26 protein-coding genes and 1 other annotated feature are annotated in these 25,413 nt (G+C 47.0%); of the genes, 3 read left to right on the top strand and 23 right to left on the bottom strand.

Translation table 11 applies throughout. From position 1 onward, the window contains the following. Positions 1-3 precede the first annotated feature (3 nt). From KNP91_RS11965 to KNP91_RS11865, 21 genes are all read right to left on the bottom strand, one after another. Entirely contained in the window at positions 4-489 is a 486-nt protein-coding gene (locus KNP91_RS11965; RefSeq protein ID WP_012370975.1) for a Spo0B domain-containing protein, read from the bottom strand. A 69-nt stretch (positions 490-558) separates the two neighbouring features. Continuing rightward, a complete protein-coding gene (gene rpmA, locus KNP91_RS11960; protein WP_012370976.1) occupies positions 559-837 on the bottom strand; it encodes a 50S ribosomal protein L27 in 279 nt (92 codons plus the stop codon). Positions 838-851: 14 nt separating this feature from the next. After that, positions 852-1,190, bottom strand: a complete 339-nt coding sequence (locus KNP91_RS11955; RefSeq protein WP_012370977.1) for a ribosomal-processing cysteine protease Prp — start codon at positions 1,188-1,190, stop codon at positions 852-854. A 3-nt stretch (positions 1,191-1,193) separates the two neighbouring features. Then, the gene (gene rplU / locus KNP91_RS11950) at positions 1,194-1,502 is read right to left on the bottom strand and encodes a 50S ribosomal protein L21 (protein ID WP_012370978.1); all 309 of its coding nucleotides are present in this window, start codon (positions 1,500-1,502) and stop codon (positions 1,194-1,196) included. Between the two features lie 15 nt (positions 1,503-1,517). Continuing rightward, positions 1,518-1,587: a sequence feature (ribosomal protein L21 leader region), on the bottom strand. A 78-nt stretch (positions 1,588-1,665) separates the two neighbouring features. After that, complete coding sequence (locus KNP91_RS11945; RefSeq protein ID WP_214850218.1) at positions 1,666-3,003, bottom strand: ribonuclease E/G; 1,338 nt, start codon at positions 3,001-3,003, stop codon at positions 1,666-1,668. A 64-nt stretch (positions 3,004-3,067) separates the two neighbouring features. Beyond that, positions 3,068-3,871 (bottom strand): septum site-determining protein MinD, encoded by an 804-nt coding sequence (gene minD, locus KNP91_RS11940; RefSeq protein ID WP_041261996.1) that lies wholly within the window; start codon positions 3,869-3,871, stop codon positions 3,068-3,070. Between the two features lie 50 nt (positions 3,872-3,921). Further along, positions 3,922-4,596, bottom strand: a complete 675-nt coding sequence (locus KNP91_RS11935; protein WP_012370981.1) for a septum site-determining protein MinC — start codon at positions 4,594-4,596, stop codon at positions 3,922-3,924. A 3-nt stretch (positions 4,597-4,599) separates the two neighbouring features. Next, positions 4,600-5,103 carry a rod shape-determining protein MreD gene (gene mreD / locus KNP91_RS11930; RefSeq protein ID WP_012370982.1) on the bottom strand — a complete coding sequence of 168 codons (504 nt, stop codon included), beginning with the start codon at positions 5,101-5,103 and terminating at the stop codon, positions 4,600-4,602. Next, a complete protein-coding gene (gene mreC / locus KNP91_RS11925) occupies positions 5,096-5,980 on the bottom strand; it encodes a rod shape-determining protein MreC (protein WP_214850215.1) in 885 nt (294 codons plus the stop codon). Before mreC ends, mreD begins: the two co-directional genes overlap by 8 nt. Positions 5,981-5,994: 14 nt before the next feature. Then, the gene (locus tag KNP91_RS11920; RefSeq protein ID WP_012370984.1) at positions 5,995-7,029 is read right to left on the bottom strand and encodes a rod shape-determining protein; all 1,035 of its coding nucleotides are present in this window, start codon (positions 7,027-7,029) and stop codon (positions 5,995-5,997) included. Positions 7,030-7,190: 161 nt separating this feature from the next. After that, positions 7,191-7,823, bottom strand: a complete 633-nt coding sequence (gene radC / locus KNP91_RS11915; RefSeq protein ID WP_200859019.1) for a RadC family protein — start codon at positions 7,821-7,823, stop codon at positions 7,191-7,193. 47 nt (positions 7,824-7,870) lie between these two features. Beyond that, positions 7,871-8,449 (bottom strand): Maf family protein, encoded by a 579-nt coding sequence (locus tag KNP91_RS11910; protein ID WP_214850258.1) that lies wholly within the window; start codon positions 8,447-8,449, stop codon positions 7,871-7,873. Positions 8,450-8,556: 107 nt separating this feature from the next. Continuing rightward, complete coding sequence (locus KNP91_RS11905; RefSeq protein WP_214850212.1) at positions 8,557-9,288, bottom strand: hypothetical protein; 732 nt, start codon at positions 9,286-9,288, stop codon at positions 8,557-8,559. Beyond that, positions 9,285-11,036, bottom strand: a complete 1,752-nt coding sequence (locus KNP91_RS11900; RefSeq protein ID WP_214850209.1) for a type IV pilus biogenesis protein PilM — start codon at positions 11,034-11,036, stop codon at positions 9,285-9,287. Before KNP91_RS11900 ends, KNP91_RS11905 begins: the two co-directional genes overlap by 4 nt. 18 nt (positions 11,037-11,054) lie before the next feature. Then, the gene (locus KNP91_RS11895) at positions 11,055-11,813 is read right to left on the bottom strand and encodes a prepilin peptidase (protein WP_214850208.1); all 759 of its coding nucleotides are present in this window, start codon (positions 11,811-11,813) and stop codon (positions 11,055-11,057) included. A 59-nt stretch (positions 11,814-11,872) separates the two neighbouring features. After that, on the bottom strand, positions 11,873-12,397 hold the full coding sequence (locus KNP91_RS11890) for a type II secretion system protein (protein WP_214850206.1): 525 nt from the start codon (positions 12,395-12,397) through the stop codon (positions 11,873-11,875). Positions 12,398-12,535: 138 nt separating this feature from the next. Beyond that, positions 12,536-13,753: a type II secretion system F family protein gene (locus tag KNP91_RS11885; RefSeq protein WP_214850204.1), complete on the bottom strand. Its 1,218-nt coding sequence runs from the start codon at positions 13,751-13,753 to the stop codon at positions 12,536-12,538. A gap of 4 nt (positions 13,754-13,757) precedes the next feature. Next, positions 13,758-14,801, bottom strand: coding sequence for a type IV pilus twitching motility protein PilT (locus KNP91_RS11880; protein WP_214763503.1), 1,044 nt, complete (start codon positions 14,799-14,801; stop codon positions 13,758-13,760). After that, positions 14,798-16,462, bottom strand: coding sequence for a GspE/PulE family protein (locus tag KNP91_RS11875; RefSeq protein WP_214763497.1), 1,665 nt, complete (start codon positions 16,460-16,462; stop codon positions 14,798-14,800). Before KNP91_RS11875 ends, KNP91_RS11880 begins: the two co-directional genes overlap by 4 nt. A gap of 8 nt (positions 16,463-16,470) precedes the next feature. Next, positions 16,471-16,785 carry a hypothetical protein gene (locus KNP91_RS11870; protein ID WP_214763494.1) on the bottom strand — a complete coding sequence of 105 codons (315 nt, stop codon included), beginning with the start codon at positions 16,783-16,785 and terminating at the stop codon, positions 16,471-16,473. Positions 16,786-16,812: 27 nt separating this feature from the next. After that, complete coding sequence (locus KNP91_RS11865) at positions 16,813-18,174, bottom strand: G5 domain-containing protein (RefSeq protein ID WP_214850202.1); 1,362 nt, start codon at positions 18,172-18,174, stop codon at positions 16,813-16,815. A gap of 176 nt (positions 18,175-18,350) precedes the next feature. Here KNP91_RS11865 and KNP91_RS11860 point away from each other — a divergent pair, with 176 nt between their 5' ends. From KNP91_RS11860 to KNP91_RS11850, 3 genes are read left to right on the top strand one after another with little or no spacing between them, the layout of a single operon-like run. Continuing rightward, complete coding sequence (locus KNP91_RS11860) at positions 18,351-18,875, top strand: prepilin-type N-terminal cleavage/methylation domain-containing protein (protein ID WP_214850200.1); 525 nt, start codon at positions 18,351-18,353, stop codon at positions 18,873-18,875. Next, the gene (locus tag KNP91_RS11855) at positions 18,838-19,443 is read left to right on the top strand and encodes a PilW family protein (protein ID WP_214763481.1); all 606 of its coding nucleotides are present in this window, start codon (positions 18,838-18,840) and stop codon (positions 19,441-19,443) included. The genes KNP91_RS11860 and KNP91_RS11855 overlap by 38 nt, the downstream gene beginning before the upstream one ends. Before the next feature lie 17 nt (positions 19,444-19,460). Then, a complete protein-coding gene (locus KNP91_RS11850; protein WP_214850199.1) occupies positions 19,461-21,029 on the top strand; it encodes a type II secretion system protein in 1,569 nt (522 codons plus the stop codon). Positions 21,030-21,076: 47 nt separating this feature from the next. Here KNP91_RS11850 and KNP91_RS11845 read toward each other — a convergent pair whose 3' ends face one another. Beyond that, positions 21,077-21,766 (bottom strand): ankyrin repeat domain-containing protein, encoded by a 690-nt coding sequence (locus KNP91_RS11845; protein WP_214850197.1) that lies wholly within the window; start codon positions 21,764-21,766, stop codon positions 21,077-21,079. Positions 21,767-21,781: 15 nt separating this feature from the next. Further along, positions 21,782-25,351, bottom strand: coding sequence for a GEVED domain-containing protein (locus KNP91_RS11840; RefSeq protein ID WP_214850195.1), 3,570 nt, complete (start codon positions 25,349-25,351; stop codon positions 21,782-21,784). Between the last annotated feature and the right edge of the window lie 62 nt (positions 25,352-25,413).

Below are 25,413 nucleotides of genomic sequence, written 5' to 3'. Positions count from 1 at the left end.
CTATTACTTTTCTTCCTCGACAGGAAGACTTTCGATTTCAATCACACACTCATGTTCTGTCTGTGACTCGATCTCCATCGGCGTCACTAGATCTTTAAGGCGCGACATATCTAGTAGATCCCGATAGATCTCGATGGTCACGCCCTCATGGAAGGTCACGGATACTTCTCCATTCCCCACTTCTATCATGTCAAACGCAGCTTCAAGAATAGACGCCAAGCGTGAATCCTCGATCTGCTTTGGTATTTCGATTACATCATATTCGACAGTTAGGCCTGTCCAATCTGCTCGTTGCAGTGCGAGTGCCGTTTTCGGTAGTCCAATCAGGGAAAGTCGTCCTTCTCGCGACGCTTGTTCCCGATACATTGAACAAATCGATTCAACAGCCGCCTCGTCACCCATCGCGCTATATGAACGAACAAGTTGTAACCGATTCAACCATTCGTGACGAAGTGACTTCAAAAGATCCAGTACCTGTTCATCCTTCATCAGTCGTTCCCTCCTAAAAAAAACAGACCCTAACCCCTGAAAGTGGCTAGAGTCTGCTTCATCGATCACTTATGCTGGGTAAACGCTGACTTGTTTTTTGTCGCGTCCGAGACGTTCGAAACGAACGACACCAGTTGCAGTTGCGAAAAGTGTATCATCGCCACCACGTCCGACGTTCATACCTGGGTGAATCTTCGTACCGCGTTGGCGGTAGAGGATTGAACCAGCAGAAACAGTTTGACCGTCTGCACGTTTCGCCCCAAGGCGTTTCGATTGCGAGTCACGACCGTTCTTTGTCGAACCTACCCCTTTTTTCGATGCGAAGAACTGAAGATTAAGTTTCAACATGTGGAATCCACCTCCTATATTTGTTCAAGTTGGATAAACTCACCGTAACTGTCGGCGATGGTTCCAAGCTGGACCAACATCGCTTCCAGTAACAATTGGGTGCGTTCACTGACATCCGGTGCTAAGTCAGCATACGGTTCTACGTAAAAGTAGCCACCTTCTTGTTGTTCTGCCATTTCAAGGAGCAGGACCTGCCCGAGCAGTGATTCGATGGCATTATATGCCCCGAAGATCACACTTGATGTGCCGGCACAGACTAAATCTAAACCAGGCTCAGCGAACTCGGCATGTCCTGTCACTTCGATGGAACGGATCAAATCCGCTTCATCTCGTCGAATCTTGACACGTATCATGGCTTACGCTTCGATTTTCTCGATGCGGACCTTCGTGTAAGGTTGACGGTGACCTTGCTTACGACGGTAGTTCTTTTTAGCTTTCATTTTGAAGACTGTGATCTTTTTCGCGCGAGCGTGTTTGATGACCGTTGCTACGACCTTCGCACCTTCTACGAGTGGAGCGCCGACTTTAACATCGTCACCACCAAGGATCAAGACTTCGCCGAATTCTACTGTGCTGTCGACGTCTGCGTTTAATTTCTCAACGTAGATCTCTTGGCCAGCTTCGACTTTAACTTGTTTACCACCAGTTTTAATAATTGCGTACATTACGTGCACCTCCTCTTAGGAACTCAGACTCGCCATCACGGGCAGCGGATGCTTTAAAACCCGGTCTGTGCGGTTGTAGTCATTTGGGTGCTTTCCAAACGAACTAACGTTATTCAGAATACCAAACGATGCTGACTGTTGTCAATAACGTTCTCCTTTATTCTTATTGTCTTTTGACGAAATCGTCACAATCGGCTTTCGTGCCGGTAAATAGAATCCCCGGTTCGCCTTCTACCAGAAGCAATTCGAGAGGACTTTCGGCAAGAAGCAACGGACTGAGCAAAGCGAGCGGAGCACGCACGACCGCCGCCTCCGCATGAGTTGCCAGTTCCATCAGCCGCGGTTCGAGTTGCCGGTGGATGGCAATCCTAGACGGCTGACCGTGATCCCGGGACCGTTCGAATAAGGACTTTCCGTGCCGCTGACGCGTCAATTCACATAATCCCATCTTCGTAAAACCGTATACTTCAATCTGTTTTGACTCATGTGCGGCCCGTTCCTTCAACAGTTGCGTCACCCGTGTCTGCCCTTTACTGGAACCCCTTAAAAAATCGACGGCAATCATGCCGCTAATATTCCGCAAACGGAGTTGCCGCATGATTTCAACAGCAGCTGCTTCATTGATTTGATCAAATGTCCGCTTTTGTTCTTTGACGGAAACCGTTTTCCCGCTGTTGACATCAATCACGGTCATCGTCTCGACTTCTTCAATCAACAGGTAAGCACCACCATCAAGCCAAACGACCCGGTCCAGTGCCTTCTCAATCGCCCGGTCGACCTGTTCCATGACCGGCAGGCGCCCTTTGATGACCGGACGCTCGACTTGCAACCCCATCTGCTCGAGCCGCTCTTTCTCCGCTCTGGTCGTGACAAGCGCTTCGGCGACATGACTTAACCGTTTCGCTTCCTGAATGATCAACGGCTCATCCTGTTCCAGCGTCGCCTGCTGTAGCATGTGTTGATGACGCGCACGCAATTGCTTTAATTCCGTCATCAACACTCCGACCTCGGCTTGTGCCGCTTCTGTCCGGTATAAAATCCCTTCTTCTTCCGCTACCGGAATCACTTTCGCCAGCTGCTGCTGGACGACGAGATCCAGTTTGCGGCTGAAGCGTACACGGCGTCCATACGGGAAATAGACGAGAAACCGTCCGCCGTAGGTGATGTTTTGTGTGACTTTATGCTGTTTCGGCGCAGCCCCTTCTTTCACCACCTGTACGAGTAAGGTTTGACCGACCTGAACGGCTTGGCCGATTGTCGGAACTTCCGGATAACGGCGTAACGTCTCGAGCGTCTCATTGATCGGTAAATAAAGCGGCGTCCCATCCGTCGCAATCAAAAATGCCGCTTCCAGTGTCGGATGCAACCGATCGACTTTGGCATGCAGCAACGTACCGACCCGAATCTCATCCCGCATCTGTTCATGGTACTCGACGACCCGTCCTCCTTCGACCAATGCCACCCGTTCCAGGGACGGAGTCTGTTCACTAATCCATTTCATCTTCATTCCTCCATGAAAAATAGACTAGAAGCATCAAAACCCTTCTAGTCTATTTTTCCCCATCTTATTTCATGCCAAGCATTTTTTTAAGTTTCACGAAAAATCCTTTTTGCGGCTGTTCCATGATGTCGAGCAACGGAACAGACTCTCCGAGAATCCGGCGGGTGATGTTCCGGTAGCCGAGACCAGCCCGGTTATCCGGATTCATCGTCACAGGTACACCACGATGTGAAGCCGCGATGACTTCTTCATCATCGACGATCAGACCAAGCAGATCAATCGACAGAATACGCATGATTTCGTCGATATCGAGCATATCTCCAGACGCCATCATATGCGAACGGACACGGTTGACGACGAGCTTCGGTACGATTTGACGTTCCGAGCGCTCAAGCATTCCGATGATCCGGTCTGCATCCTGAACCGCTGCTTTTTCCGGTGTCGTGACGATGACCGCTTCATCTGCACCGGCAATCGCATTCATGAATCCTTGTTCGATTCCTGCCGGGCAGTCAATCAAAACAAAGTCATACTCGAGTTTCAACGAATCAATGATGCCTTTTACCTGTTCCGGTGTGACGGATGATTTATCCTTGGACTGGGCAGCAGGTAACAGATACATTTCTTCAAAACGTTTGTCACGGACGAGGGCTTGATGCAGTTTGCACTGTCCGGTCACGACGTCAACGATATTATAGATACTCCGGTTGTCGAGGCCAAGAACGATATCCAGATTCCGAAGACCGATATCTGTATCAACGAGACAAACCGAATGCCCCATCAGCGCAAGTGCCGTCCCGATGTTAGCCGTTGTCGTCGTCTTACCGACGCCACCTTTACCAGATGTGACGACGATGGCACGTCCCACATGCGTTTTCGCATCCTTATGTACCTGTTCTTTCACTTGTTCCATATCTGTCACCCTCTTTCACTATCAATCGCAAATTGATCCATCCGCGCAAGCGGAACGGTTTGAAGACGAGAAAATTCTACTCCTGTTTCCCCGACAAACGCACAGCCCATGTCCAGTGCCTGAATCGGCGCATCGTCCGGATCTTCATAAACAAAATCAGAAATTGAAATCCATTTCGGTTGTAAGACACTGGCAGCAATGACAGCCTGATGATTCCCGCCTTTTCCTGCATGAACCGTCCCCCGTAACGCACCGAGGCAATAAATACTGCCGGTTGCGTGAACGACGGCTCCCGGATTGATGTCGCCAATGACGACAATCGATCCTTCAACGTCTACGACATGCCCGCTGCGGGCCGTGCCGCCAAAGTAATGAAATGTTCGTTCCCCGTACAGGGCTTTTGCTTCATCCTTCGTCAGACACTCGCTGTCGTACCCATTAAATGAAAATGAATCATGACGCGCGACGATGGACTCGACGGCCGTCACAACGCCTTCGTCGACATAACGGCGACCAAAGAAGAAGGTAATCGGAACGGCGCGTCCGTTCTCGACGGATTTGTCGGCAAGCGTCAATTCTAAATCGTCAAGAAATTCATCCACACTGCACCTTTCATTTACATAGACGGCGAGGCCACCACGATGGCCCTTCATCGTTACATAACGCTTACGCTCAATCATGACTCATCCTCTTTTCTCATCAAATGTGGATTGCACCAGTCGCGTCATCGGATAATACAGCACGATGATCCCAATCAACTGCGCAATGAGACTCCTTGGAATGATTTGTGTCGCGAGTTCCTTGAAGGGAACACCGACCCCTACGACCGAAGCCGTGAAGAAATAAATATCCAGTTCAAACAAAATAGCGCTGAACGTAAAGGTGACGATAATCGTTAATACGTTCTCCTTTACATATTTTAGCACGAAGCTACTAAAAAGCGGAATGGCAGATAGCGCAAATAAATAAATTCCGATGATATCCGAATAGACGAAATCATATAACAGACCGAACAGCAGTCCAAAACCAAGCGCTTGCTCAATTTTCCCGTAACGCCCTAAAAACATCAACGCGATCAACGTGACATGAATGACGTAAGGAGAGCCGTCTCCAAGCGGACCTGCGAACAACGTTCCTTCCAAGATAAAAAGAAGGAACACGGCGAAAAACAACTTGATGTTATTCACTAGTGTCCCCTCCCTTGTCGGTCTCAGCGAAAGGTTCCTTCGCTTCGCGTTGAATCACGAAAACGTGACCAAACTGTTCGAAGTCTGCTGCCGGTTTGACGTATGCGATTTTCGAAGCACCGTATTGATCCGATTTCACTTGTTCGATCTTTCCGACCACGATACCACTCGGATACTTACCACCGAGTCCGGATGTCGTAACAATCTGACCTTTTTTCAGTTTGGCATCGTTCGGAATCTTCGTGAATTTCAAGAGATTCGTCTCTTCATCAAATCCTTCGATCGTACCGAAGACACTTTTTCCTTTCGTATCGTCAGCAACTGCTGAGACATTGTTCGTCCGGCTCGTATCTGATAACAATTGAACGAGTGATGTGTAGGCACTTGTCTGAATGACACGGCCAATTAAACCATCTGCTGTCACGACGGCCATATTGGCTTTGACACCTTGTTCTTTTCCGATATTGACCGTGACGAAGCGTTGCCATTCGGATGACGTTCGACCAATCATTTCTGCCGGCAATAACGTATAGTCCCGAATCGATCCTTTTAGCTTCAACATGTCTTTTAATTCATTGTTCTCACGTTCCAGGTCGCGGACTTTGACGGAATTTCCGGCATAGTCGCCCAGTCGTGATTTTAAATACTCATTTTCCTTATACACATCGCGCACTTCTTTAACCGAAGTGACCGTATCATCAATCCAGCCAATCGGTGTCGCAAAAAGACGTTGGCCAACCCCGACGGTATCGCGGACAAAACTTTGATACCAGTGGGTCTGGTTACGTCCTTGGAGCGAAATTCCGATTAAAATCACCAAAAGGAGAAAACTAAGGAGTGTGATGAGCAGTTTTCGATTATTTAAAAATCGCTTCATCGCTCATCCCGTCCTTATCTTTTTTGTGAGATGCCTGATTTCGAACGTAACACATTCATCATCTCCAATGATTTACCTGTACCGATTGCGACACAGTCAAGCGCGTTTTCCGCAACGAGTGTCAAGATGCGTGTTTCATCTTCAATCACGGCATCCAAGTTTTTCAGAAGGGCTCCGCCGCCTGTCAAGACAATTCCGCGATCCATGACGTCTGCTGATAATTCCGGCGGTGTTTGTTCGAGCGTGTGTTTGACACCGGCTAAAATTGCATCGACCGTATCTGACAACGCATCACAAATTTCTGCGCTTGTGACTTCGATTTGTTTTGGAAGTCCCGTCACGAGATCACGTCCACGAATTTCCATCGTCTCGTTTTCCGATTCTTCATCAATCCGGGCATACCCGATCGTCATTTTCAACGTTTCAGCCGTCCGTTCACCGATCATCAGGTTGTATTTTGATTTGATGTAACGAATGATCGACTCGTCCATCTCATCTCCACCGACACGAATCGATTGGCTTGTCACGATACCGCCAAGTGAGATGACCGCGACTTCCGTCGTTCCGCCACCGATATCGACGACCATTGAGCCCGTTGGTTCAGAAACCGGAAGACCTGCTCCGATTGCTGCTGCAAACGGTTCTTCAATCGTATAGGCTTCACGTGCACCAGCAAGTTTCGCCGCATCTTCGACCGCACGTTTTTCCACGGACGTAATCCCGCTCGGTACACAAATCATGACGTTTGTTTTAGAAGAAAATAATCCTTTTTTCTTTGTTGCTTGATCCATAAAGTATTTGATCATCGTAGCCGTTGTTTCATAATCGGCGATAACCCCATCTTTCATCGGGCGTCGTGCCGTCACGTTTCCCGGTGTCCGTCCAATCATGTTTTTTGCTGCATTACCTACTGCTTCAATCTTACCTGTATCGGTACGGAATGCGACGACAGAAGGTTCGCGCACGACGATGCCTTGCCCCTTCACATAAACGAGCGTATTTGCCGTACCTAAGTCAATGCCGATTTCACGGCTAAATGATCCAAACATTATTCAAAAAACCCCTCTCTGAGAATACACTTCACTAATTATAACGGAAAAGCCTTCCTTGGAAAGCGTTAAAACGTTACAGCTTGTTTACAGTTCAATGGTTGTTACAAAAGTAAAAACGCCTGAGGTCGGGAAGCACAGTTCCCCCTCAGACGTTATTCTTACATAAATCCACGCTGTTTCATACTAATAAATTGTCCGTGTCCGATGACAAGGTGATCGATGCAACTGATTCCGATCAATCTCCCGGCCTCGACCATTCGTTCCGAGACTTCGATATCTTCCCGGCTCGGCGTCGGATCACCGGACGGATGGTTATGGACGGCAATGAAGCTTGCCGCCGAACAACGGATGGCTTCCCGAAATATGTCGCGCGGGTGAACAATCGATGTATTGAGTCCGCCGATGAACAGTGTTTTCTTCGAGATGACTTCGTTTTTCGTGTTCAGATACAGACAGATGAAGTGTTCCTGTTGGTACAACCGCATCTCCTCCATCAGCAATTCCGCGGCATCATCCGGTGAGCGGACGACCGGGCGGACCCATTTCGGTTCCGTGACGAGTCGACGGCCGAGCTCCAGTCCGGCCATGATCTGGAGCGCCTTTGCTTTTCCGACGCCCGGTGCCTTCTCCAGTCCACCGACACCTGCCGCTTCCAGTTCGATCAGCGATGGATAGATCTCGAGTAAATCTTCGGCGATTTCAAGCGGACACCGGTTCCGTGTTCCGCTGCGGACGAGACACGCTAATAATTCCACTGTCGTCGCCTGTGCCAACCCTTTTAATTGAATCATATCCTTTGGCCATTCAATCACTTCATCCGACCTTTCTGTACAAGGAATTACGCGAACATCGGCTCGATTCCAAATGCCTCAAGACGGCGGCTGATCGGATTGATCGGCAGACCGACGACGTTATAATAGTCGCCGTCAATCGCTTCGACAAACAGACCGCCTTTCCCCTGAATCCCGTATCCGCCCGCCTTGTCATACGGCTCGTCTGTCGCGGCATAGGACAACATCCAGCTTTCCGGAATCTCGCAGAACCGGACCGTCGTCGTGACAGTAAACGTCTCCTCCCGTTCATCCTGTAAAAGGGTCACGCCGGTCACGACTTCATGTGTCCGTCCGGATAACAGCCGGAACATTTCGAGGGCAGCCGGTTGATCTGCCGGTTTTTCAAGAATCTGCTGATCCAGGGCGACAACGGTATCTGCTGCCAGGACGATTTCACCGGGCTTTGCCACAGCCCGGGCTTTTTTCCGTGATAAATACATCACGTACTCCTCGGCTGCCATCGGATACGGTGCTTCCTCCAGGACATCCGCCGGCCGTATCGTATGGGGTACACCGATCTGCCGTAACAGTTCCGTCCGTCTCGGAGAGGCTGAAGCCAGAATCAATGAGTGTTGCGTTATCATCAGTATCACGCTCTTTTCCTTCTTTTTCGACCAGTCTTACTGGAATCAACTTTTAGTATAACGAAAAACAAGTGCCGCTCCGAGTCAGAGCAACACCTGTCTTTCGGTTAATTATCTGTAACATCGACAAACGGATCCGACTTCGGCGTCGTCTCTTGAAGTGGCGTCTGTTTATCCGGAATCAACTTCGTCAAATCCGGTCGGTAGTAACTTTCAATCTCGACCGTAAAGGACATCAGTTCGTCTTCGAGGACAATCGTCTGGCTTCCGGGACCCGGTTCATCCGGACCGGTCAACTGGATTTGACGTAAGATCGTAATCCGGTCTGTCCGTTCAATCTGTTTGAGGAAAGCCATCAGTTCAAGATAGGATGGCGCCTCGACTGTCAATGAAGCAGGTAATGCCGTCGCCGTTGTCGTCGCAACCGGTGTCTCTGCTGTTGCAGCAGCTTCCGTCTCGGATTCCGTCGCCATCGCACCATCGACGGCAGGTGTCGATTGAACCGGTGAGGCAGGGGCCGTTTCGGTCGCAGTGGCACCAAATGTGATTCCCTGGACTTTTACACCGGCAATCTGACTTGCTGCATTGATGGCATCAATCACGTCATCATTTGCCGGTACGACCGGGACTTGTTTTTGGAGGAAGCTGGATTCAGCGACATCGACCTTCTGCTCATTCGCTTTTGCCGCTTCCAGCGCCATCTGCTCCCGTTCGAGCGTCGCTTCGGTTTGTTTCATTTCCTGGTACGTCGTATACGTCGTATAGCCGAAGTAAGAAAGGCCGCCGACAATCAGGACGATCGTCAGGGCAAGAAGAATGAGACCACTATATCGTTTCAATTTTCTTCCACCTCCTCTACTTCAGTCGACACCGGTTCGTTTGCATCTGTACCGCTGTCTGTCGTCGGCGGTTCCACCGTTTCCGTTGCTTCCGCTTCCGGATCGACCACGGCATCCGTCGCCGCGTCTTCCTTCGGCGCATCAGGATCCGCCTGGTTCGTTTCCCCTTTGATGACTTCCGCCGGAACGACCGTCAGACCGAATTGTCCGATGTAACGGGGTTCTTCCGTCGCCGTCTCATCCGTCGGTGTAATCGTCGTCGTCGGAATCTCTGCCCCGGTCGTCGGATCGATTGTCGTCGAAGTGACGACTTCCGCTTGCTCATTCATCGTTTTTGTCGTGACGTTCGTTAACGTCACCCCCGTAAAGGCTGTATCCGTCAACAGTTGACGGTAAAATCCGTTTAACTCATCTAACGTCTCGAACTGGGCATTCATCGTGACAAGGTGATCCGCCCCATAAGCAAACTGCAGGATGTAACCGCGTTCCGGCAAATAACGCGTAATCCGTTCAAGGGCCGGAACAGCCGGACGTGGTGTTGCTTCAAGACCATCCACTGTTTGTTTCAGCTGCGCGACTTCTTGTTTGGCGGATTGGTCCGATTCTGATTGTAGCGCCCGGACGATTTGAATCTGATTGTTCGCCGTCTCGATCCGGTCGGCAAATTGATCGGTCTGCCAGTAAAGGTATCCGCCGATCATGCCGCCAAATAGCAGCAGGATCAACGAGGCGACGAGCGGAAACTTCGGTGCGACATCGCTGTCCGGCAACAAATTGATCCGCTCTTTATGGCTGGTCGCGAGACCGGCCAGGGGTAAGTATGCCTTTGGAATCGATTGACCCGCCACATCGAGGACATCCGGCACTTGTTCCAACCGCACATCAAAGTTTGTTTCGAACCGGCGGACCAACTCCTCTTGAAACGGAAAATCTCCGGTCAGCATGACACGACTAATTTCGCGCCCGTCACGTGCTAACGAAAAACGATAGAAATCAAGCACGCGGGAAAATTCCAGTAACATCTCTTCGAGGATGAAGTCGACGTTGCCATCGTCCGATTGATACCGATAATGCAACCGGTCCTCGATGACGTCCACTTCCCAGGCATTCGCGACAAACGTGTCGACCGAACGAATCAGACGCGGGACTTTGTCTTCAATGATGATCAACTGGTGATTCGTCGCATTGACGTTCCAAATTAACAGATTGCTGTCGTCTTCGACCTCATAGAGCGAATCGAGACCAAAAAACGTCGCCAGTGGTTGCGGTTCTGCTGCGACGAGGCGGATATGTTTTTTCCGGAACAGTTCCATATACTGTTTTAATGCTTCGTTTGGTGCCGCATACAACATGATTTCCCGTTTGCCGTCTTCTTCGAGCAACGTATAATCAAAATACGGTTCTTCAAACGGCAGGACGATACTGTGTCCCAGTTCCATAAACAAATAACCGCGAATCTGATTCGTCTCGACTGTCTCCGGAATTTCGAGTTTCCGGGCCAGGACGAGGGATCCGTCAATCGCGAGAACCGCTTGCGAACCGCGGGGCACCTTCAGCTTTGCAAGTAAGCTGTCAAAGATCATATCGAGCGATGCTTCCGGTTGGAGCCATCCTCCCTGAAGCGTTCCGGGCGGCAAGGAGACGACACCGCGTCGTTTAATGACACCTTTTTTGACGACTGCTCCAAAAATCCCGACATCTGTGAAATTAAAGTAAATATAGGTACCTCTGCGCCGAGCTTGCGCCATATGTATGTTCTTCCTTTCCTAGAGGAACAGATCGAGATAAAGCTTCACCCAATCGTCCGCGAAGTAATATGTCAGTAACGTTCCGACGGCAATCGAAGGAACAAACGGAATCGGTTGCTTTCGTTCCACTCGTTTGAGTCCGAGTAACCCGAGGCCGATGATCGATCCGACGAATGCGGAAACGAAGAACGCGATGACGACGTGTAACGGACCTAAAAAGATCCCGAGCACCCCGAACAGTTTAACATCCCCGGCCCCCATTCCTTGTCGTGACGCAAGAAAAATCACGAACAATAGAAAGAACCCGACGAATCCGCCAATAATTGGATTATACCAGTTCTCAAGGGGAGAAAGGTAGCGAACAATCAGACTAATCGGTAAAAAGAATAATAAGATTTTGTTCGGAATCAGCATGTAGGTAAGATCCGACATGACGAGGATACTGAGCAGGCTCGTCAGCAGGATCGACAGGACGAATTGCATCGACCAGCCGAACTGATAAAAAGCGTACGCATATAACATACCGCCGAGTAATTCGAGTGCCGGATACTTGATTGAAATCGGCAGCTGACACGTCCGGCATTTCCCTCCGAGTGCGAGATAACCGATGACCGGTGTCAGTTCAAGCGGACCGAGGACATGACCGCAGTTCGGACAATGCGAGCGCGGACGGACAATCGATTCCCCGACCGGTATCCGTAAGCCGACAACGTTCGTAAATGAGGTCACGAGCATCCCGATTAGAAAAAAGTAAACGGTAAAGACGACTGTCATCATACAGTTCCCTCCTTAAAAAAGTTCAGAAAAAAACCCCCGAGATGGGGGTAAATAACTGATTAATTAGACGCTGTTTCTTTTACTCCAGAACGTTTAAGATCATCAGGTGCTTTTTTCGAGAAGTATGTGTAATCACTTGATTGACTTGTTAACGTTACCTCATATGTGTAAGTACCATTTTTTTCAGTAACGACTACGAAAGAATCTTTATAAGGTTTATCTGAGTTTAAAGCATCTTTCATAGAATCAATATATTTCCCAAGAGAATCTTCACGTGGCGCAGTTGCAGTTCCAGCCTTTTCTTTCATATCAGCATCATTATCTTTGATACCTAGTTTGACTTTTTCACCCGGTTGAATTGGGTTTGAAGATGTATACAGTTTTGCTGCTGCTACCAATTGTTTCGCATCGGATACAACCGCATCCTTACGTGAGTTCTCAATCAATCCGCCGATAGCGACGACAGCGATTGCTGCAATGATACCTAAGATAACGACAACTACGAGTAACTCGATCAATGTCAAGCCACGCTCATCGCGCATTTGTTTGGCATCTAACCAGATTTCTTTCATACGTTCTAACATGTTTAATATTCCTCCCTAGCACTTTTTTACTATTTCCGGCGTATAGGTCATACTGTCCAGATGAATACTATTATAGTAGCACCATATTTTTTGTAGAAAATGGTTTTTTTCTACATCAGGTAAATGTTTTTACAGTTGTCAACTTGCTTGAATATCGGAATAGATTTTAAACATTGGGACAACGACAGCGATGACGATGACACCGACGATAACAGCTAATACTACAATCAATAACGGTTCGATAATGGACTTCAAGCGATCTGTTGTCGTCTCGACTTCCGTTTCGTAAAAATCGGCGACTTCCGTCAGCATTGAGTCAAGTCGTCCTGACTCCTCCCCGATCGCAATCATCTGTGTGACGAGGGGTGGAAAATATTTGTTTTTCGCCAACGGTTCGTGCATCGGAATTCCGCGGGCCATCGCTTCGTTCGCTGCGGCAATCCCTTTGCGGATGACCCGGTTCGTGACAATCCGTTCCGTGATATCGAGTGACGCGAGAATTGGGACGGATGCATTCAGCAGGACAGCCAATCCCCGTGTCATCAACGCAATTTGTGACTTTTGTATCAATGGACCAAAAACCGGAATCATCAATAACAACCGGTCGAAGACAACCCGTTGCCGTTCGTTCTTCAAGTTAAAATACAATAATCCGAGTAAACCAAACACAATTAAGAGTAAGACCCACCAATAGGCAACAAAAAAGTCAGAGACCGCCACGACGATTTTGGTAATCAACGGCAGCTCACTGCCGAGCTGATCGAAAATCGAGGCGAATGTCGGGACGACGTTCAGCATTAAAAAAACGACAACACCAACTGCGACGATTGAAACGACCGCCGGATAAATCAGCGCCGAGATGACTTTGCGTTTGATTTCATATTGTTTCTGTAACTGGGTGACGATATTATCCAGTGCTTCTTCTAAATTTCCGCTGGCTTCCCCTGCCATCGCCATACTGACGAAAAACGTATCGAAGACACGAGGATGTTTTTCAATCGCTTGCGAGAATTGAATTCCGCTCCGTAAATCATCTTCGACCTCGACAAGTGCCCGCTCAAGCGGTTTTGAATCGGTCTGCTTCCGTAAGATTTCCGTTGCTTTGACAATTGAAACACCGGACCGGACGAGTGTCGCGAACTGCCGGGCGTACATGACCAAATGCTCGATTTTCGGTTTCGCGGTTAAAAATGTGATCTCCGTATTTAATCCTTTAGACTCTTGTTTCTCAAGTAACGTCACGGCAATTTGATCAGTCCGTAAACGTTCTGCTGCTTCCCGTTTCGTCAGTGCTGTAATCTTGCCTTTTTTCCGTTTACCGGTCATCGTGCGACCTTCATATTTGAAGACTGTCATTAATTCACCCCGATATGTAAGGTGTCGCGGCTGATGCTGGAATCAAACCTCGACTCACTAAGTCTTGTAATGCCATCTGCATCGTCTGCATCCCGTACTGTTTCCCTGTCTGCAGGACAGATTGAATCTGATATTCCTTTCCGGTCCGGATCAAGTTTGAGACGGCCGGTGTCTCAACCATGATTTCCAGCGCCGCCACCCGACCGGTCCCATCCGTTCGTGGCATCAGTCGTTGCGAAACGACTCCGGCCAGGACGTTTGCGAGTTGCGCCCGAATTTGATCTTGTTGCTCCGACGGAAAAACATCGATAATCCGGCTAACCGTCGAGGCCGCCGTCGACGTATGGACGGTTGCAAAAACTAAATGACCGGTTTCTGCAGCTGTCACGGCCGTCGAAATTGTTTCAAGATCCCGCATCTCCCCTAACAAAATAACATCAGGATCCTGCCGGAGAGCAGACCGTAAGCCGGTCGCAAACCGCGGGGCATCAATCCCGATTTCCCGCTGGTCAATTAGACTTTTCTGATGACTATGCAAATATTCAATCGGATCTTCGAGGGTGATGATCCGCTTATACATCGTCTGATTGATTTCATTGATCATCGCAGCTAAGGTTGTCGATTTCCCGGAACCGGTCGGACCGGTCACGAGAATCAAACCGTGCGGCTTCGTCAGGAAACGTTTTAAGACCGGCGGCAATGACAATTGGTCGAGCGTCGGAACTTCAGTCGGAATCGTCCGAAAGGCCATCGACAATGCGCCGCGTTGATAAAAACAATTGACGCGGTAACGCGCCACTCCCGTCACACCAAACGAAAAATCGATGTCCCGGTCTTGTTTTAGCTGTAAAAACATTTCCTCGGTAATCAGCGAGCGAACGAATCCTTCGATGACAATCGGTTTCATTTTTTCTGTCCCGAACGGGGTTAACATCCCGTTGATTCGAAAGACCGGCGGTGAGCCGGCCGTCAGATGGACATCGGATGCTTCTTTTTCTTTCGACGATCGTAAAATATCTTCAATTTGGGCGCGCTCCATCGTACTCATTCGGAAATCACCGTCCGGAGAATTTCTTCGGTCGTCGTGATGCCTTGTGCGACTTTGGACAGTCCATCGGCCAACAGTAACCGTTGTCCTTGTGATTTTACATACATCGTGATTTCACTCTCCGTTGATTGATTCATGATCATCCGTCGTAAGCTTTCATCGACCATGACCACTTCTTGGATTGCCAGACGTCCGCGATAACCGGTCATGTTACACGATGAACAGCCGCGTCCCCGCATGACGGTCGTCGCTGTGATGCCTTCTTGCGCAAATAATTCTTCTTCCCGCTTCGACAACGGCTGGACTTCACCACAGTCACGGCAAACGCGCCGGACGAGACGCTGCGCAATCAATCCGGTAACCGAAGCTGCAACAAGGAACGGTTCAACGCCCATGTCAATCAATCGGGTGATCGAACTGACAGCGGAATTCGTGTGCAACGTCGAGAGGACGAGGTGACCGGTCAATGAAGCCCGGATTGAAATCTCGGCTGTCTCGATATCCCGAATTTCCCCGACCATGACGACGTTCGGATCCTGTCGTAAAATCGAACGGAGTCCGCTCGCAAACGTCAAGCCGATTTTTGAGTTGACCTGGACCTGATTGATGCCGTCGACTTGATACTCGACCGGATCTTCAACTGTAATGATATTCCGTGTCTCATCGTTCAATTCATTTAAAGCGGCGTATAAGGTCGAGGATTTTCCGGATCCGGTTGGTCCGGTGATCAAAATGATACCGTTCGGTCGTTTCAACATGTCACGGAATTGTTGCTCGTTTCGTTCGCTGAATCCGATTTTTGCAATCGAGATGTTGGAGTTCGAGCTGTCGAGAATCCGAATGACGACTTTTTCACCGTAAACGGTTGGTAACGTCGAAACACGGAAATCATAGGCCACTCCGTTATGGAGATACTTAATTCGCCCGTCCTGCGGCAGACGGGATTCCGTAATGTCCAGTTCGCTCATGACTTTGATCCGGGTCGTCAAAATATTTTGAATCTGTTTCGGGTAATTATTTTCAGTCCGTAATTCACCGTCAATCCGAATCCGGATCGACAGGGACGTTTCCTGAGGATCCATGTGAATATCGGACGCCCGTTGGGAAATTCCGTTCTCGAGGATTTGATTGACCAGACGGATGATCGGCGCATCTTCACGTGTCACCGTATCACGTGATGTATCGGAAATCGTCATCTCGTCCGACTCGAGTAATTCGCGTAAGGATGAATCGATATCGTAATACTTTAGGATCGTCCGCCGGATTTCGTCGCGTGTCGCAAGTCCCACCTCAATCATCAATCCGGTCTGCAACCGTAAATCATCAATCGCAATCAAATCCATCGGATCGGCCATCGCGATGAACAACCGGTTCCCTTCTCGATAGACCGGTACAAGCGTATGCCGCTGCGCCAGTTCTTTGGAGATCAATTTCGTTACCGCGACATCGACCGGATAGTTATACAGTTGAATGACAGGGATTTTTAATTGATGATGCAATGCTTCAATCAGCTGTTGTTCCGTTAAGTGACCGAGCCGCAACAACGTATCCCCGAGTTTTTCCGATGTTCGTTTGACGGATAAGGCTTCTTCGATCTGTGCTTCCGTCACCACGCTTTCTTCTAACAGCATTTCACCTAATCGTTTTCGTTTCATCGCCATTTACATTGTCATCCTTCCGCGTGCCATGTTTCTTCCTCATCCAGTGGTGTCAGTTTTTGTTTTTTTTCATCAATGACACTCGTAATCGCCGTCACAACAAGAATTGATACGATGTAACCGGCAATGATCAAAGGATTGGAAATCCAGTCAAACTTAACGAGTAAGTAGAGCGAAGTAACCAAGACAAGTGCCGTCAATGAAAGAATCACTTTTGCTGCGGTAGTCGTGATGAAAGGAATTTGAATTGCAAACATCAATCCACAAATGATGGTCGCAAGACCGATAATGATACCGAGTTCAATTGCTAAGTCCGTCCAGTTCATATTCATCCTCTTTTCTTTTTAGCAGAATCAGCCGACAGCGCCTTCTGTCGAATCGTCCTCGACCGGAGAGGCCGGGTCTCCTGTCGTCGGTGTGTCCGGAGTATTTGGTGTCGTCGGTTGGTCCGGTGTCACAGGTTCTTCCGGTGTTGTCGTTCCGTCTGTTGTTCCATCCGTTGAGTCAGTTGTTGAGTTATCCGTCGAATCATTGGTTGTTTCATCATTCGTCGTATCGTCCGTCGAGTCCGTTGTCGGTTCGTCAGCCGGCGGTGTCACGACAGGCGGTAACTCCTCTTGACTGCTTTTCGTTACAACGGCTGGAGTCGCCGCATAAAAATCAAGGGCCAGCAATCGTTTAACTTCTCCTTGATTGGACTTTGTCACACGATACAATTCGATTGATTTCCCTTCGACTCCGGACTGTGTATCACTGCTCGTTCCGGCAGACAGTGTTGCCGAATACCGTGTGATTGTCCGGTACGGAATCGTTTTTTCCGCTTCAAGGACGGCCGTGACGGTTTCTTTGAATGGTTTCCCGCGTAGTTCCAACGTGACATCGCTTCCATTCTTCGTCGCGACGACCTGATAATTGACAGCTTGTGTGTTGCGAACGGCAAAATCTGTTTTTTCATCAATTTTGACGTCATAACCAAGCGTGATATCATCCGGTAACTGTGCATGCGGCATCCGTTCGACGATCTCAAATGGCGTTTTCGCAAATAATTCATATAGTTTACTGCCGATAAAAGAAGCAGCCATCGGATCCATTCCGTACGTTTTCACATTCATCAATTGACCGGCCTTAATATCGACTTGTGCCATTGCGTCAATCATCTGTTCCTCTGCTGCTGAACGTGTCGTAAACGTGACACTCGAGACGACTTCTCCTGCCGGATCAATGGCCGCTGCCGTTTCCGACGGATCAAAGTTTCCTTCTTCCAGCTTTTTGCTAGTTTTCATCAACCAGGCATTAAATGTCTTGACCTGTTCTTCCGTATATGTAATCGGTTGTGAGGCAAGGTAGGCTTCCATCGCTTCTTGATCGACGGTCACTTGTAAAGCCCCGCCCTTTTTTAAAGAAGCCTGTTTGATGGATTCTTCAATCTTAAATGTTACGAGTTCAGTCGGGATCGGTAACGTTTCTTCTCCTGTCCCGACCGTCAGTGGTGTTTTTTTAGACCAGGACGTGACAGCTTCCTGCACTTTCGGCTTTGCTTCTTTTCGTGTCAATCCGCTGACCGGAACGGAGCCGATTCGGGCAGTATCGGAAAAATTTTCAATAACAGTTGCTTTGCCCGTAAAGGAAATCAAGGCAAACGAAGGAACATAGATAAGTGCGATCAAGGCGACCAATAACAGCGTATGCACAGCAAAACGTTTTAAATTTATCATTATCTGTTTCCTTTCCGTATGAAATAACCATTTCAGGTGTCTAGTATTTCCATTATAATGAATATTATGATGAAACATAAGTCCTACCTGACAAATACTTTCTCTATGTGTGAATACATACCTTTTTTCAATTTTCAGGTCCAAATATCCTATTGATTTAACCATGAGGTGAGTCTATGTCAAACCAGCAAGATGGGTTCTCGTTAATCGAGGTACTCGTCAGTATTACGATCCTATCCATCATATCTGTATCATTGATCAGTATTTTTTCACAGTCTCTGTCCGCTTCGAGAGATAGTACAAAACTAACTTTTGCGAATTACTTAGCCAAAAATGCCGCCTCCTACATCGGGCGGGAAGCACTGGAAACTGAATCCGGTCCATTTGTTTTCAGTGACCTGAAAGACAAAGCGCAACAAACAACTTATCAAAACGGAGCTTTTGCAATCCCGACGCCGAGCACGCCGTCATGTGGTGTATCGGCTATTTGTGACTCAATCTTCAATGATGCGGAAATAAATAATTTACCGTTTGATGTGAAGTTCAGCGTCACCCCCCATAAGATAAACGGTACAAACGATCCGAATCTACTCGATCTTTATATTTATGTCTATCCGGATGGACAACCGGAGCCGATTACGTCTTTGAAAGGATCGATCACCAATGCGACGCTTAATCAAAGTTTTTCCTCAACGAAATGATGGATTTTCGCTCGTCGAGCTGCTCGTCGCCATCGTCATTGCCGCCATTTTCAGTGCTGTCATCTTGACCGTATTTATTTCGGGAACTAAAAGTTTTCAAGCAACCGGTATCATTAGTGAATTGCGAAGCGAAGCCGACAGTTCAGTCGGTTTAATATTAAACGAAATCACCGGATTTGATGCTATCCGGATCGACCAAACGAATACATTATCATTTTATAAAAAAACATTGCCGAATATCAGTCGGACAACCGGTTTATTGGAGCGGTCCGAAGGTTTCATCCCCTACAATGCAAATCAGAACGATGTCATTGATCCGGTTGCCTATTCTTTTGTCGAAAAACGAATGGAAAATACGACGATGATTTATTCGGGGGCACCGGAGATTATTGATGAACAGACCAGCCTCAAAAAAACCTTTACCTTATCCAGTCCAGAAACGGTCACAATCAAGACCGGTGAGTTCCCTGGAGTTTATGTCATCCATGGAATTTTGACAATCACCTTGACCATTCAGTCCACCAATCAAGAAGAAACACAAACACTCACAAGTACGATTGGTTTTTAAGACAGAAAGGAGGACTCATGCGAAAATCCGAAGAAGGTTATACTTTATTATTTGTATTAGTAACTCTGACGGTGCTATCCGTCTTAGCGGTTGCAACGATTGGTATCAGTCTTCAATCTACGCGGCTGACAGAAATTCGCGGAACAAATATTGAAGTGGAGTCAGCAACACAAAGTGAGTTGAATCAAGCGATTGCTGCTTTACAGCAAATCGTCGCAACGACAGCAGGAACCAGCCCGACCAGTTCTTCGAAGGAATTATTCAGTGATCCGACCAATCAAATCATTGCAAAACTTGCGACTGCTGCGCCTAATGTCGAAGTCAAGTTGAATGAAGGTGCTTCAAATGTCCGGGTCAAGGCATTTGATTTAACAGCACAAGTGGCAGAAACGAAAGGCGATCAGCCGACCGTCCAAAAAACATATTCGCAACGCGTTTATCTGTCTGCGATTCCAAGCTTTTTATATTACATTCTCGGCTCCGACAATCAGGTTATTTTAAACGGTGCTCCTCGAATTCAAGGCAATGTCTTTTCCCGGCAAGCACTGAAGGTTTCCGCATCACCGAACTTCATCTATAATGGCGCGACCGGCGCCTACACGGATAAAACAGCCCGTTCTTACATCGATGGTCAGGTTAAAATTTTTCAGCCAAAGGATCAACCTTTACTGAGCTGTCGTGACTTCATTACTTGTGATACGAGTGTATTTGACCCAACTGTAAAGACGGATCTGGTCGCAACAAAGGAAGCTTTGGTTCCGTTCGATTTCGAGTTTGCTTTAAACGATTTTTTAAATATTCCAAGTACGACTTCCCTTTCGGCATTACCGGGCTATTTGCGTGCCCAACCAATCAAACAAGCGATTTTAACAGGTCCTTTCCTAAACGAACTCAGTACAGAAAAACAGTTGATTCGACCCGCACCTGCGGAAAATAACACTGTGACAATCACTGACGATATCGTCAAGGAATCAAAGGAACCGCTCATTATCGACGGCAATTTAACCATTTCCTCTTTAAATCCTGTGAATCAACCGCTTGAAATTAAACGTCCGATGATTGTCTTAGGTAATCTATTGATTCGAGGAAATGTCAGCTTTGCGACGACGATATTTTCAACGGGTTCGAGTCGACTGGATGATGCAAACATTCAAGGAATCGCCAGTTCATCAAGTCAAAATACGTTGATTCTTCTCAGTAAAGGAAGCCTGACGATTAACCGTGTCAACAAGTTTTCAACTCCACAGACATCAAAACCGGACATGAGTGCCTTTTTATACAGTGATGATTCTGCCTTGAACCGAATCTATTCCGTCGGTTCTACGATGAATCTTCACGGAGGTATTTTCACGAAAGGTCAGCTTGAAATCAACGCCTACCGTGGAACGCTGGATTTACCGGAAAACAGCTTCCCGCAAGATGTGCTCGCCCTTCAAACATTGATGACAGCCAAACAATCGACGGATGCTGAAAAATCACGCCTTCGTTTAACCTATGACGCCAGTGTTCTCGAAAACCCGACGGCAATGCTTCCGCTCAGCCGAGCCGTTCAACTTTATGTTGAGACACCGAAACGCCTTCCATAATATACAAAAACACGACATCCTTCAGCTGAAGGATGTCGTGTTTTCAGTTACTTAAAAGATGCTGCACCATAAGTTTTAGCCAATCGTTTGACTTGTTTACGTGTCGGCGATGCCCCGTTTTTTTGTAATAATTGATACAGATCCTTCCGATTTTGTTTAACGGTCTCATAAATCGGTAGATCTGTTCCTTTATCCGGTGTAGCACCTGCTGCGAGCAACAATTCCATCGCTTCTTGATTTTGATCCACTGTCGCATAATACAGTGGGGTGTGACCAAATCGATCCAATTGATTCAACTGACTTTTTGAAGCTTGTTTAACGAGTAACGCATAGGCATCGACTGAACGATTAACGCTTGTTGAAACATGTAAGACGTTTTGTTTATTCGAATTCACTTGTTTAATTGAAGCTCCAGCTGCTAACCATTGTTTGACAACATCGGTCGAGGCAAATTGTGCGACATAGAACCAGTTTTGTTGATTTCCGGCACTTGCTCGATCAAGCAAAACAAGTGCTTTTTCATACTCAAGTGTTTCTTGAAATTTCCGGATGTACCGGTTTCGTTCTTTTGTTGATAAATCAACTGCTTCTACTGCCTGTTGCAACTCAGTTACATCACTCGCCTTGAGACTCGCTTCAAACGTTTGTTGGTTTCGATAATCGATTAACAGATAGGTCGTTCCTCCGATTCCAATCAAGAACAGAAGAAAGACGATCATGATTTTTTTTCGTGTCACGTTGCTTGCTCCTCTTTAATACACATCCGTATCGCTTGCTCCTGCCGATCCCTCAGATGAAATCGTGACTTTAAACGTCGTCGTCAACGGCTGCTTCTCTTTTTCCCCGTCTTTTAATACTTCAAAAACACTCTTGTCTTCTTTTAAAGCAGTCACCTTGATTCGTGCGACACCCGGTCGAAGTGCTTTCAGCGTTTGGGCAGTCGCATCCGTCTTGACGTATTCTTTACCTTGCAGGACTTCGAGGCGATAAAAACGTTCCGTTGTCGTAACCGGGTACCAATTCAGAATTGGACGTTTTTGATCGTCTTCTACCGTCATCGTCAAGTCATTCGCCGTTAATTTCACTGGGTTTTCACGGACATTAATTTTAGTTAGAGCGCGGGTATCCGGGAAGTCACTTAGTTGTAATACCGCATCAACCGAACCGCTTGGTGTTCCGGTCAATCCTTTGACGGTGTAACCGGTACTGGTCGCTGTCAGCTGAATTGCATCACTGACTTTTGAAAGAACAAACGGTAGGCGGATATCCGGTGAGAACGTTGCGGTTACATCTTGTGTTGTCCCAGCCCATAGTTCCAAGTTACTCGGATTGACGGTCAATTCCGGCACTTTGACTTCTATCGTATAAATCTGTGATTGTGCCAAGTAAGTCGTTGTTCCGATTGCCGCCGGTACAACAGCTTGCACGGTCAGCGTTCCGGGTTTAACGCCCGTTAAGCTCAACGTATCAGTGTCTTTTCCTTTTGATTCAACAGACCCTGGATTCGTCACAATCCATTTGATCGGGGCGTCCGTTCCGGAGAGCATGATGGCATCTCCGGTCATTGCCTTCGTTTGCCCGACATACAATACACTCGGAACATCACGGACAATCAGCCCGCCAAATACATCATTAATAGTCAATTTGGAAGTTGCAACCAGTTCTTTTCCATTTGCAACAGGGACAATCAAATTAATCTCCGTCGTGCCGATTTTTTTCGGTACAATGATCCCTTCTTGATTGATGGTTGCAATGTCCGTGTCTGCAATCGACCATTTCAACGTCCCGTATTGACTACCTGCCGGACTGATCTCTGGCAAAACTTTATAAGACGGTGTATTGAGATCGATACGAACCGAAGGAATTTTAGCTTCTGTTGCATACGATTTTGATAACGCATATCCTAGGACCTGGAAAGACTGTGTGTCATTCGCAACACTTGTGAATCGATCTCCGGTTGAATTGGAGCGATAGACGTTTTTATTTGATGTTAAAGTATTATCTTTTTTATCAAGTACATACGTTCCAGCATCTTCCTTTGCCCGAACAGTTACTTTAAACGTAATCTCCGATTGGCTCGAAATCCACTTACCTGAACCTATGTCTTCCCGGTATTCTATTCCTTTAAATGCTCCCACTACTGTTTGATTGGTCACAACTGCATCTTCTATACCGGTTGTCGATAAAATTTCAAGATTATTAGGAAGCAATTCTTTGAACTTAATGTCCTCCATTTTAACGACGTACGCTTCGTTATTTGAAACATTATCTCCGATTGCATATGTTCGTGAAATCGGCTCTGGTTTAATAGTATATGTGATGGTTGCCATTTCGCCCTGAGGAATTGTTGTAGGATTAATTGACCGCTGTAACGTAAAGGGCGAAGAAGATGACGGCTTAACCACTTGAACCGTTCGGGTTTCAATAGTTTTTGCGCCACGTTCATCTTCTGCCTCAATTCGAATAATCGCAGAAGTTTTCCCAACCAATTTAGCATCAAATGTTTGACTGACAAATGAGTTATTCTGAAGTTTATTGTTTTCGTATACTTTTTCGTTATCAATATAGATTCGTGTTTTTAGTACCCGATCGCGTAAGTCATAATCATTTACTTTATACGAAATCGTGAGTGGTTCATTGTTCAAATAACTTGCTTGATTGTTAGGCAAGATGTTTTTAATCAATGGTTTATGGTTTGCGCCAATGAATGCCCGGTACATCGTGTTCGAAAACAATTCTTTTTCCTGCTGTTGACTGAATGTCGAGGTATGTCCCGCACCTGAATAGGTAATGTTCCCTTTCGTATACATATAATAATGATTTCGGGCATCACCAATCGTTCGACCGGCATCCTGGTTCGAGGCGGCAACACTATTTTCGCGAATGTTATACCATGGAATTAAATCTGGTTGCTCCAAGTCCAGTCCAAAGTACTGGTTATGTGTCGTTGCAATTAAGACACTGCTTCCTAACGTGAAGGGATAGGATGTCATGACACCATCATTTTGCTTGACCGCTTGTCCTGAAGTACGCGGCGCCGCGTATCCCATGTTCGTAAAATTCTTTTGCCCTGCTAAATCAGCAAATTTCTTTTCCCAAAACAGCTCGGGAACCGTCGATTGATTTGGGCGGAAAATCGTGTCATGAGACAACATCAGTCCTTGCCCCGTGTTTGTAAATCCAAGGATCGCGTTTGATGCAGCATCACTCAAAGAAGCCGCTCCATAAGAATCCTGAAAGCCAAAAATCAACATATCGTAAGCTGTGTTTAAATTCTTAGTCGAATAGGTTTGATTAAATGTGTCTGCAGTGATCACTTCGACATTAAAATCATAAAATCCATCCTGCTTCAGTAAAGTTCCAGTATTCATGAAACCGTTAATCGATCCAGTCGTTCCACTCCGAGTCACTTGAAGAATTTTTGCTTCCGCGATCTGATCTTTCATCAAAAAACTACCGGTTTTATAATCTGTCAACCCGTCACTACTAGAAACGCGTATCATCCAGTTTCGTGGACCGGTATAGCTCGGAGCATCAAAATTATAGCTCAGCGTACCTGTTTTTCCAGCAGGCTTTTCATCCACTTTTTCCGACTCGTCAAATTGATCATTGCTGTCAAAATCAATGTAGAGTTGCGCTAGTTGGTTCGTATTTTTAACACTGGTCGTATAGGTAAAATCAATCGGTACGTTTGGAGCAGCCGTCGTACTTTTATCAACGCCTGCCAAGGCTGTACCCTGTTGTTGCGCAGAGGCGCTCTCAAGACGAGGACGAACGATTTTCTGTACTTTTAATTTTGTAATTATCGTCGCCATGTCGGTATAAACAGGTACATCTTTAAAAATCAAATTAAAATTGCTAGATGTTTGTGCTAAAACATCTTGATGCAAAAAGACTGGTAATCCTTTTTTAATGTATGCATTGTTGATTTCATTTGCTTTCAGCTTTGTAATATCGTTTTCGATTTTATTTGTATTATGATTTTTTTTCGTATCTGACACAGTCATCGAATAGCGATCTGTACCCGAAAATGCAGACGAATCAAAGACAATCGCATCAAATGCTCCGTCAAGTGGAAAACGAGAGGCATTCAGTTCCTTAACGGTCATCATCTTAATCTCATATTTAGTCGTATCCAGTCCCGGCAACATCGATGTGATGGTGGTATTCGGATCAATTCGATTTGTTGCTGACCAAGCATCACGGATTTCTAAAATCTTAAGCTTCTCTCCAGTTGCGGCCTTTGTATGTGGTGGTTGTATATACGTAATACTGGTAAAAATCAACAGACTAACTAAAAACAGACGTACCCAACGTTGCATCTCCATCGTCTCCTCGTCGTAAGATCATAAAATCTAGGACTATATTACCCCAATCTTAGTAT

The organism is Exiguobacterium sp. s138 (assembly GCF_018618775.1).
GTDB classification, from domain to species: Bacteria; Bacillota; Bacilli; order Exiguobacteriales; family Exiguobacteriaceae; genus Exiguobacterium_A; species Exiguobacterium_A artemiae.
This window is presented reverse-complemented; position numbering and strand designations above follow the sequence as displayed.

What these genes read in the sequence shown, in the direction of transcription:
- KNP91_RS11965 (WP_012370975.1), bottom strand. Translation starts at nt 489, where the DNA reads ATGAAGGATGAACAGGTACTGGATCTTTTGAAGTCACTTCGTCACGAA.
- rpmA (WP_012370976.1), bottom strand. Translation starts at nt 837, where the DNA reads ATGTTGAAACTTAATCTTCAGTTCTTCGCATCGAAAAAAGGGGTAGGT.
- KNP91_RS11955 (WP_012370977.1), bottom strand. Translation starts at nt 1,190, where the DNA reads ATGATACGTGTCAAGATTCGACGAGATGAAGCGGATTTGATCCGTTCC.
- rplU (WP_012370978.1), bottom strand. Translation starts at nt 1,502, where the DNA reads ATGTACGCAATTATTAAAACTGGTGGTAAACAAGTTAAAGTCGAAGCT.
- KNP91_RS11945 (WP_214850218.1), bottom strand. Translation starts at nt 3,003, where the DNA reads ATGAAATGGATTAGTGAACAGACTCCGTCCCTGGAACGGGTGGCATTG.
- KNP91_RS11935 (WP_012370981.1), bottom strand. Translation starts at nt 4,596, where the DNA reads ATGATTGAGCGTAAGCGTTATGTAACGATGAAGGGCCATCGTGGTGGC.
- mreC (WP_214850215.1), bottom strand. Translation starts at nt 5,980, where the DNA reads ATGAAGCGATTTTTAAATAATCGAAAACTGCTCATCACACTCCTTAGT.
- KNP91_RS11920 (WP_012370984.1), bottom strand. Translation starts at nt 7,029, where the DNA reads ATGTTTGGATCATTTAGCCGTGAAATCGGCATTGACTTAGGTACGGCA.
- radC (WP_200859019.1), bottom strand. Translation starts at nt 7,823, where the DNA reads ATGATTCAATTAAAAGGGTTGGCACAGGCGACGACAGTGGAATTATTA.
- KNP91_RS11910 (WP_214850258.1), bottom strand. Translation starts at nt 8,449, where the DNA reads ATGATAACGCAACACTCATTGATTCTGGCTTCAGCCTCTCCGAGACGG.
- KNP91_RS11900 (WP_214850209.1), bottom strand. Translation starts at nt 11,036, where the DNA reads ATGGCGCAAGCTCGGCGCAGAGGTACCTATATTTACTTTAATTTCACA.
- KNP91_RS11895 (WP_214850208.1), bottom strand. Translation starts at nt 11,813, where the DNA reads ATGATGACAGTCGTCTTTACCGTTTACTTTTTTCTAATCGGGATGCTC.
- KNP91_RS11890 (WP_214850206.1), bottom strand. Translation starts at nt 12,397, where the DNA reads ATGTTAGAACGTATGAAAGAAATCTGGTTAGATGCCAAACAAATGCGC.
- KNP91_RS11885 (WP_214850204.1), bottom strand. Translation starts at nt 13,753, where the DNA reads ATGACAGTCTTCAAATATGAAGGTCGCACGATGACCGGTAAACGGAAA.
- KNP91_RS11880 (WP_214763503.1), bottom strand. Translation starts at nt 14,801, where the DNA reads ATGAGTACGATGGAGCGCGCCCAAATTGAAGATATTTTACGATCGTCG.
- KNP91_RS11875 (WP_214763497.1), bottom strand. Translation starts at nt 16,462, where the DNA reads ATGGCGATGAAACGAAAACGATTAGGTGAAATGCTGTTAGAAGAAAGC.
- KNP91_RS11870 (WP_214763494.1), bottom strand. Translation starts at nt 16,785, where the DNA reads ATGAACTGGACGGACTTAGCAATTGAACTCGGTATCATTATCGGTCTT.
- KNP91_RS11865 (WP_214850202.1), bottom strand. Translation starts at nt 18,174, where the DNA reads ATGATAAATTTAAAACGTTTTGCTGTGCATACGCTGTTATTGGTCGCC.
- KNP91_RS11860 (WP_214850200.1), top strand. Translation starts at nt 18,351, where the DNA reads ATGTCAAACCAGCAAGATGGGTTCTCGTTAATCGAGGTACTCGTCAGT.
- KNP91_RS11855 (WP_214763481.1), top strand. Translation starts at nt 18,838, where the DNA reads ATGCGACGCTTAATCAAAGTTTTTCCTCAACGAAATGATGGATTTTCG.
- KNP91_RS11850 (WP_214850199.1), top strand. Translation starts at nt 19,461, where the DNA reads ATGCGAAAATCCGAAGAAGGTTATACTTTATTATTTGTATTAGTAACT.
- KNP91_RS11840 (WP_214850195.1), bottom strand. Translation starts at nt 25,351, where the DNA reads ATGCAACGTTGGGTACGTCTGTTTTTAGTTAGTCTGTTGATTTTTACC.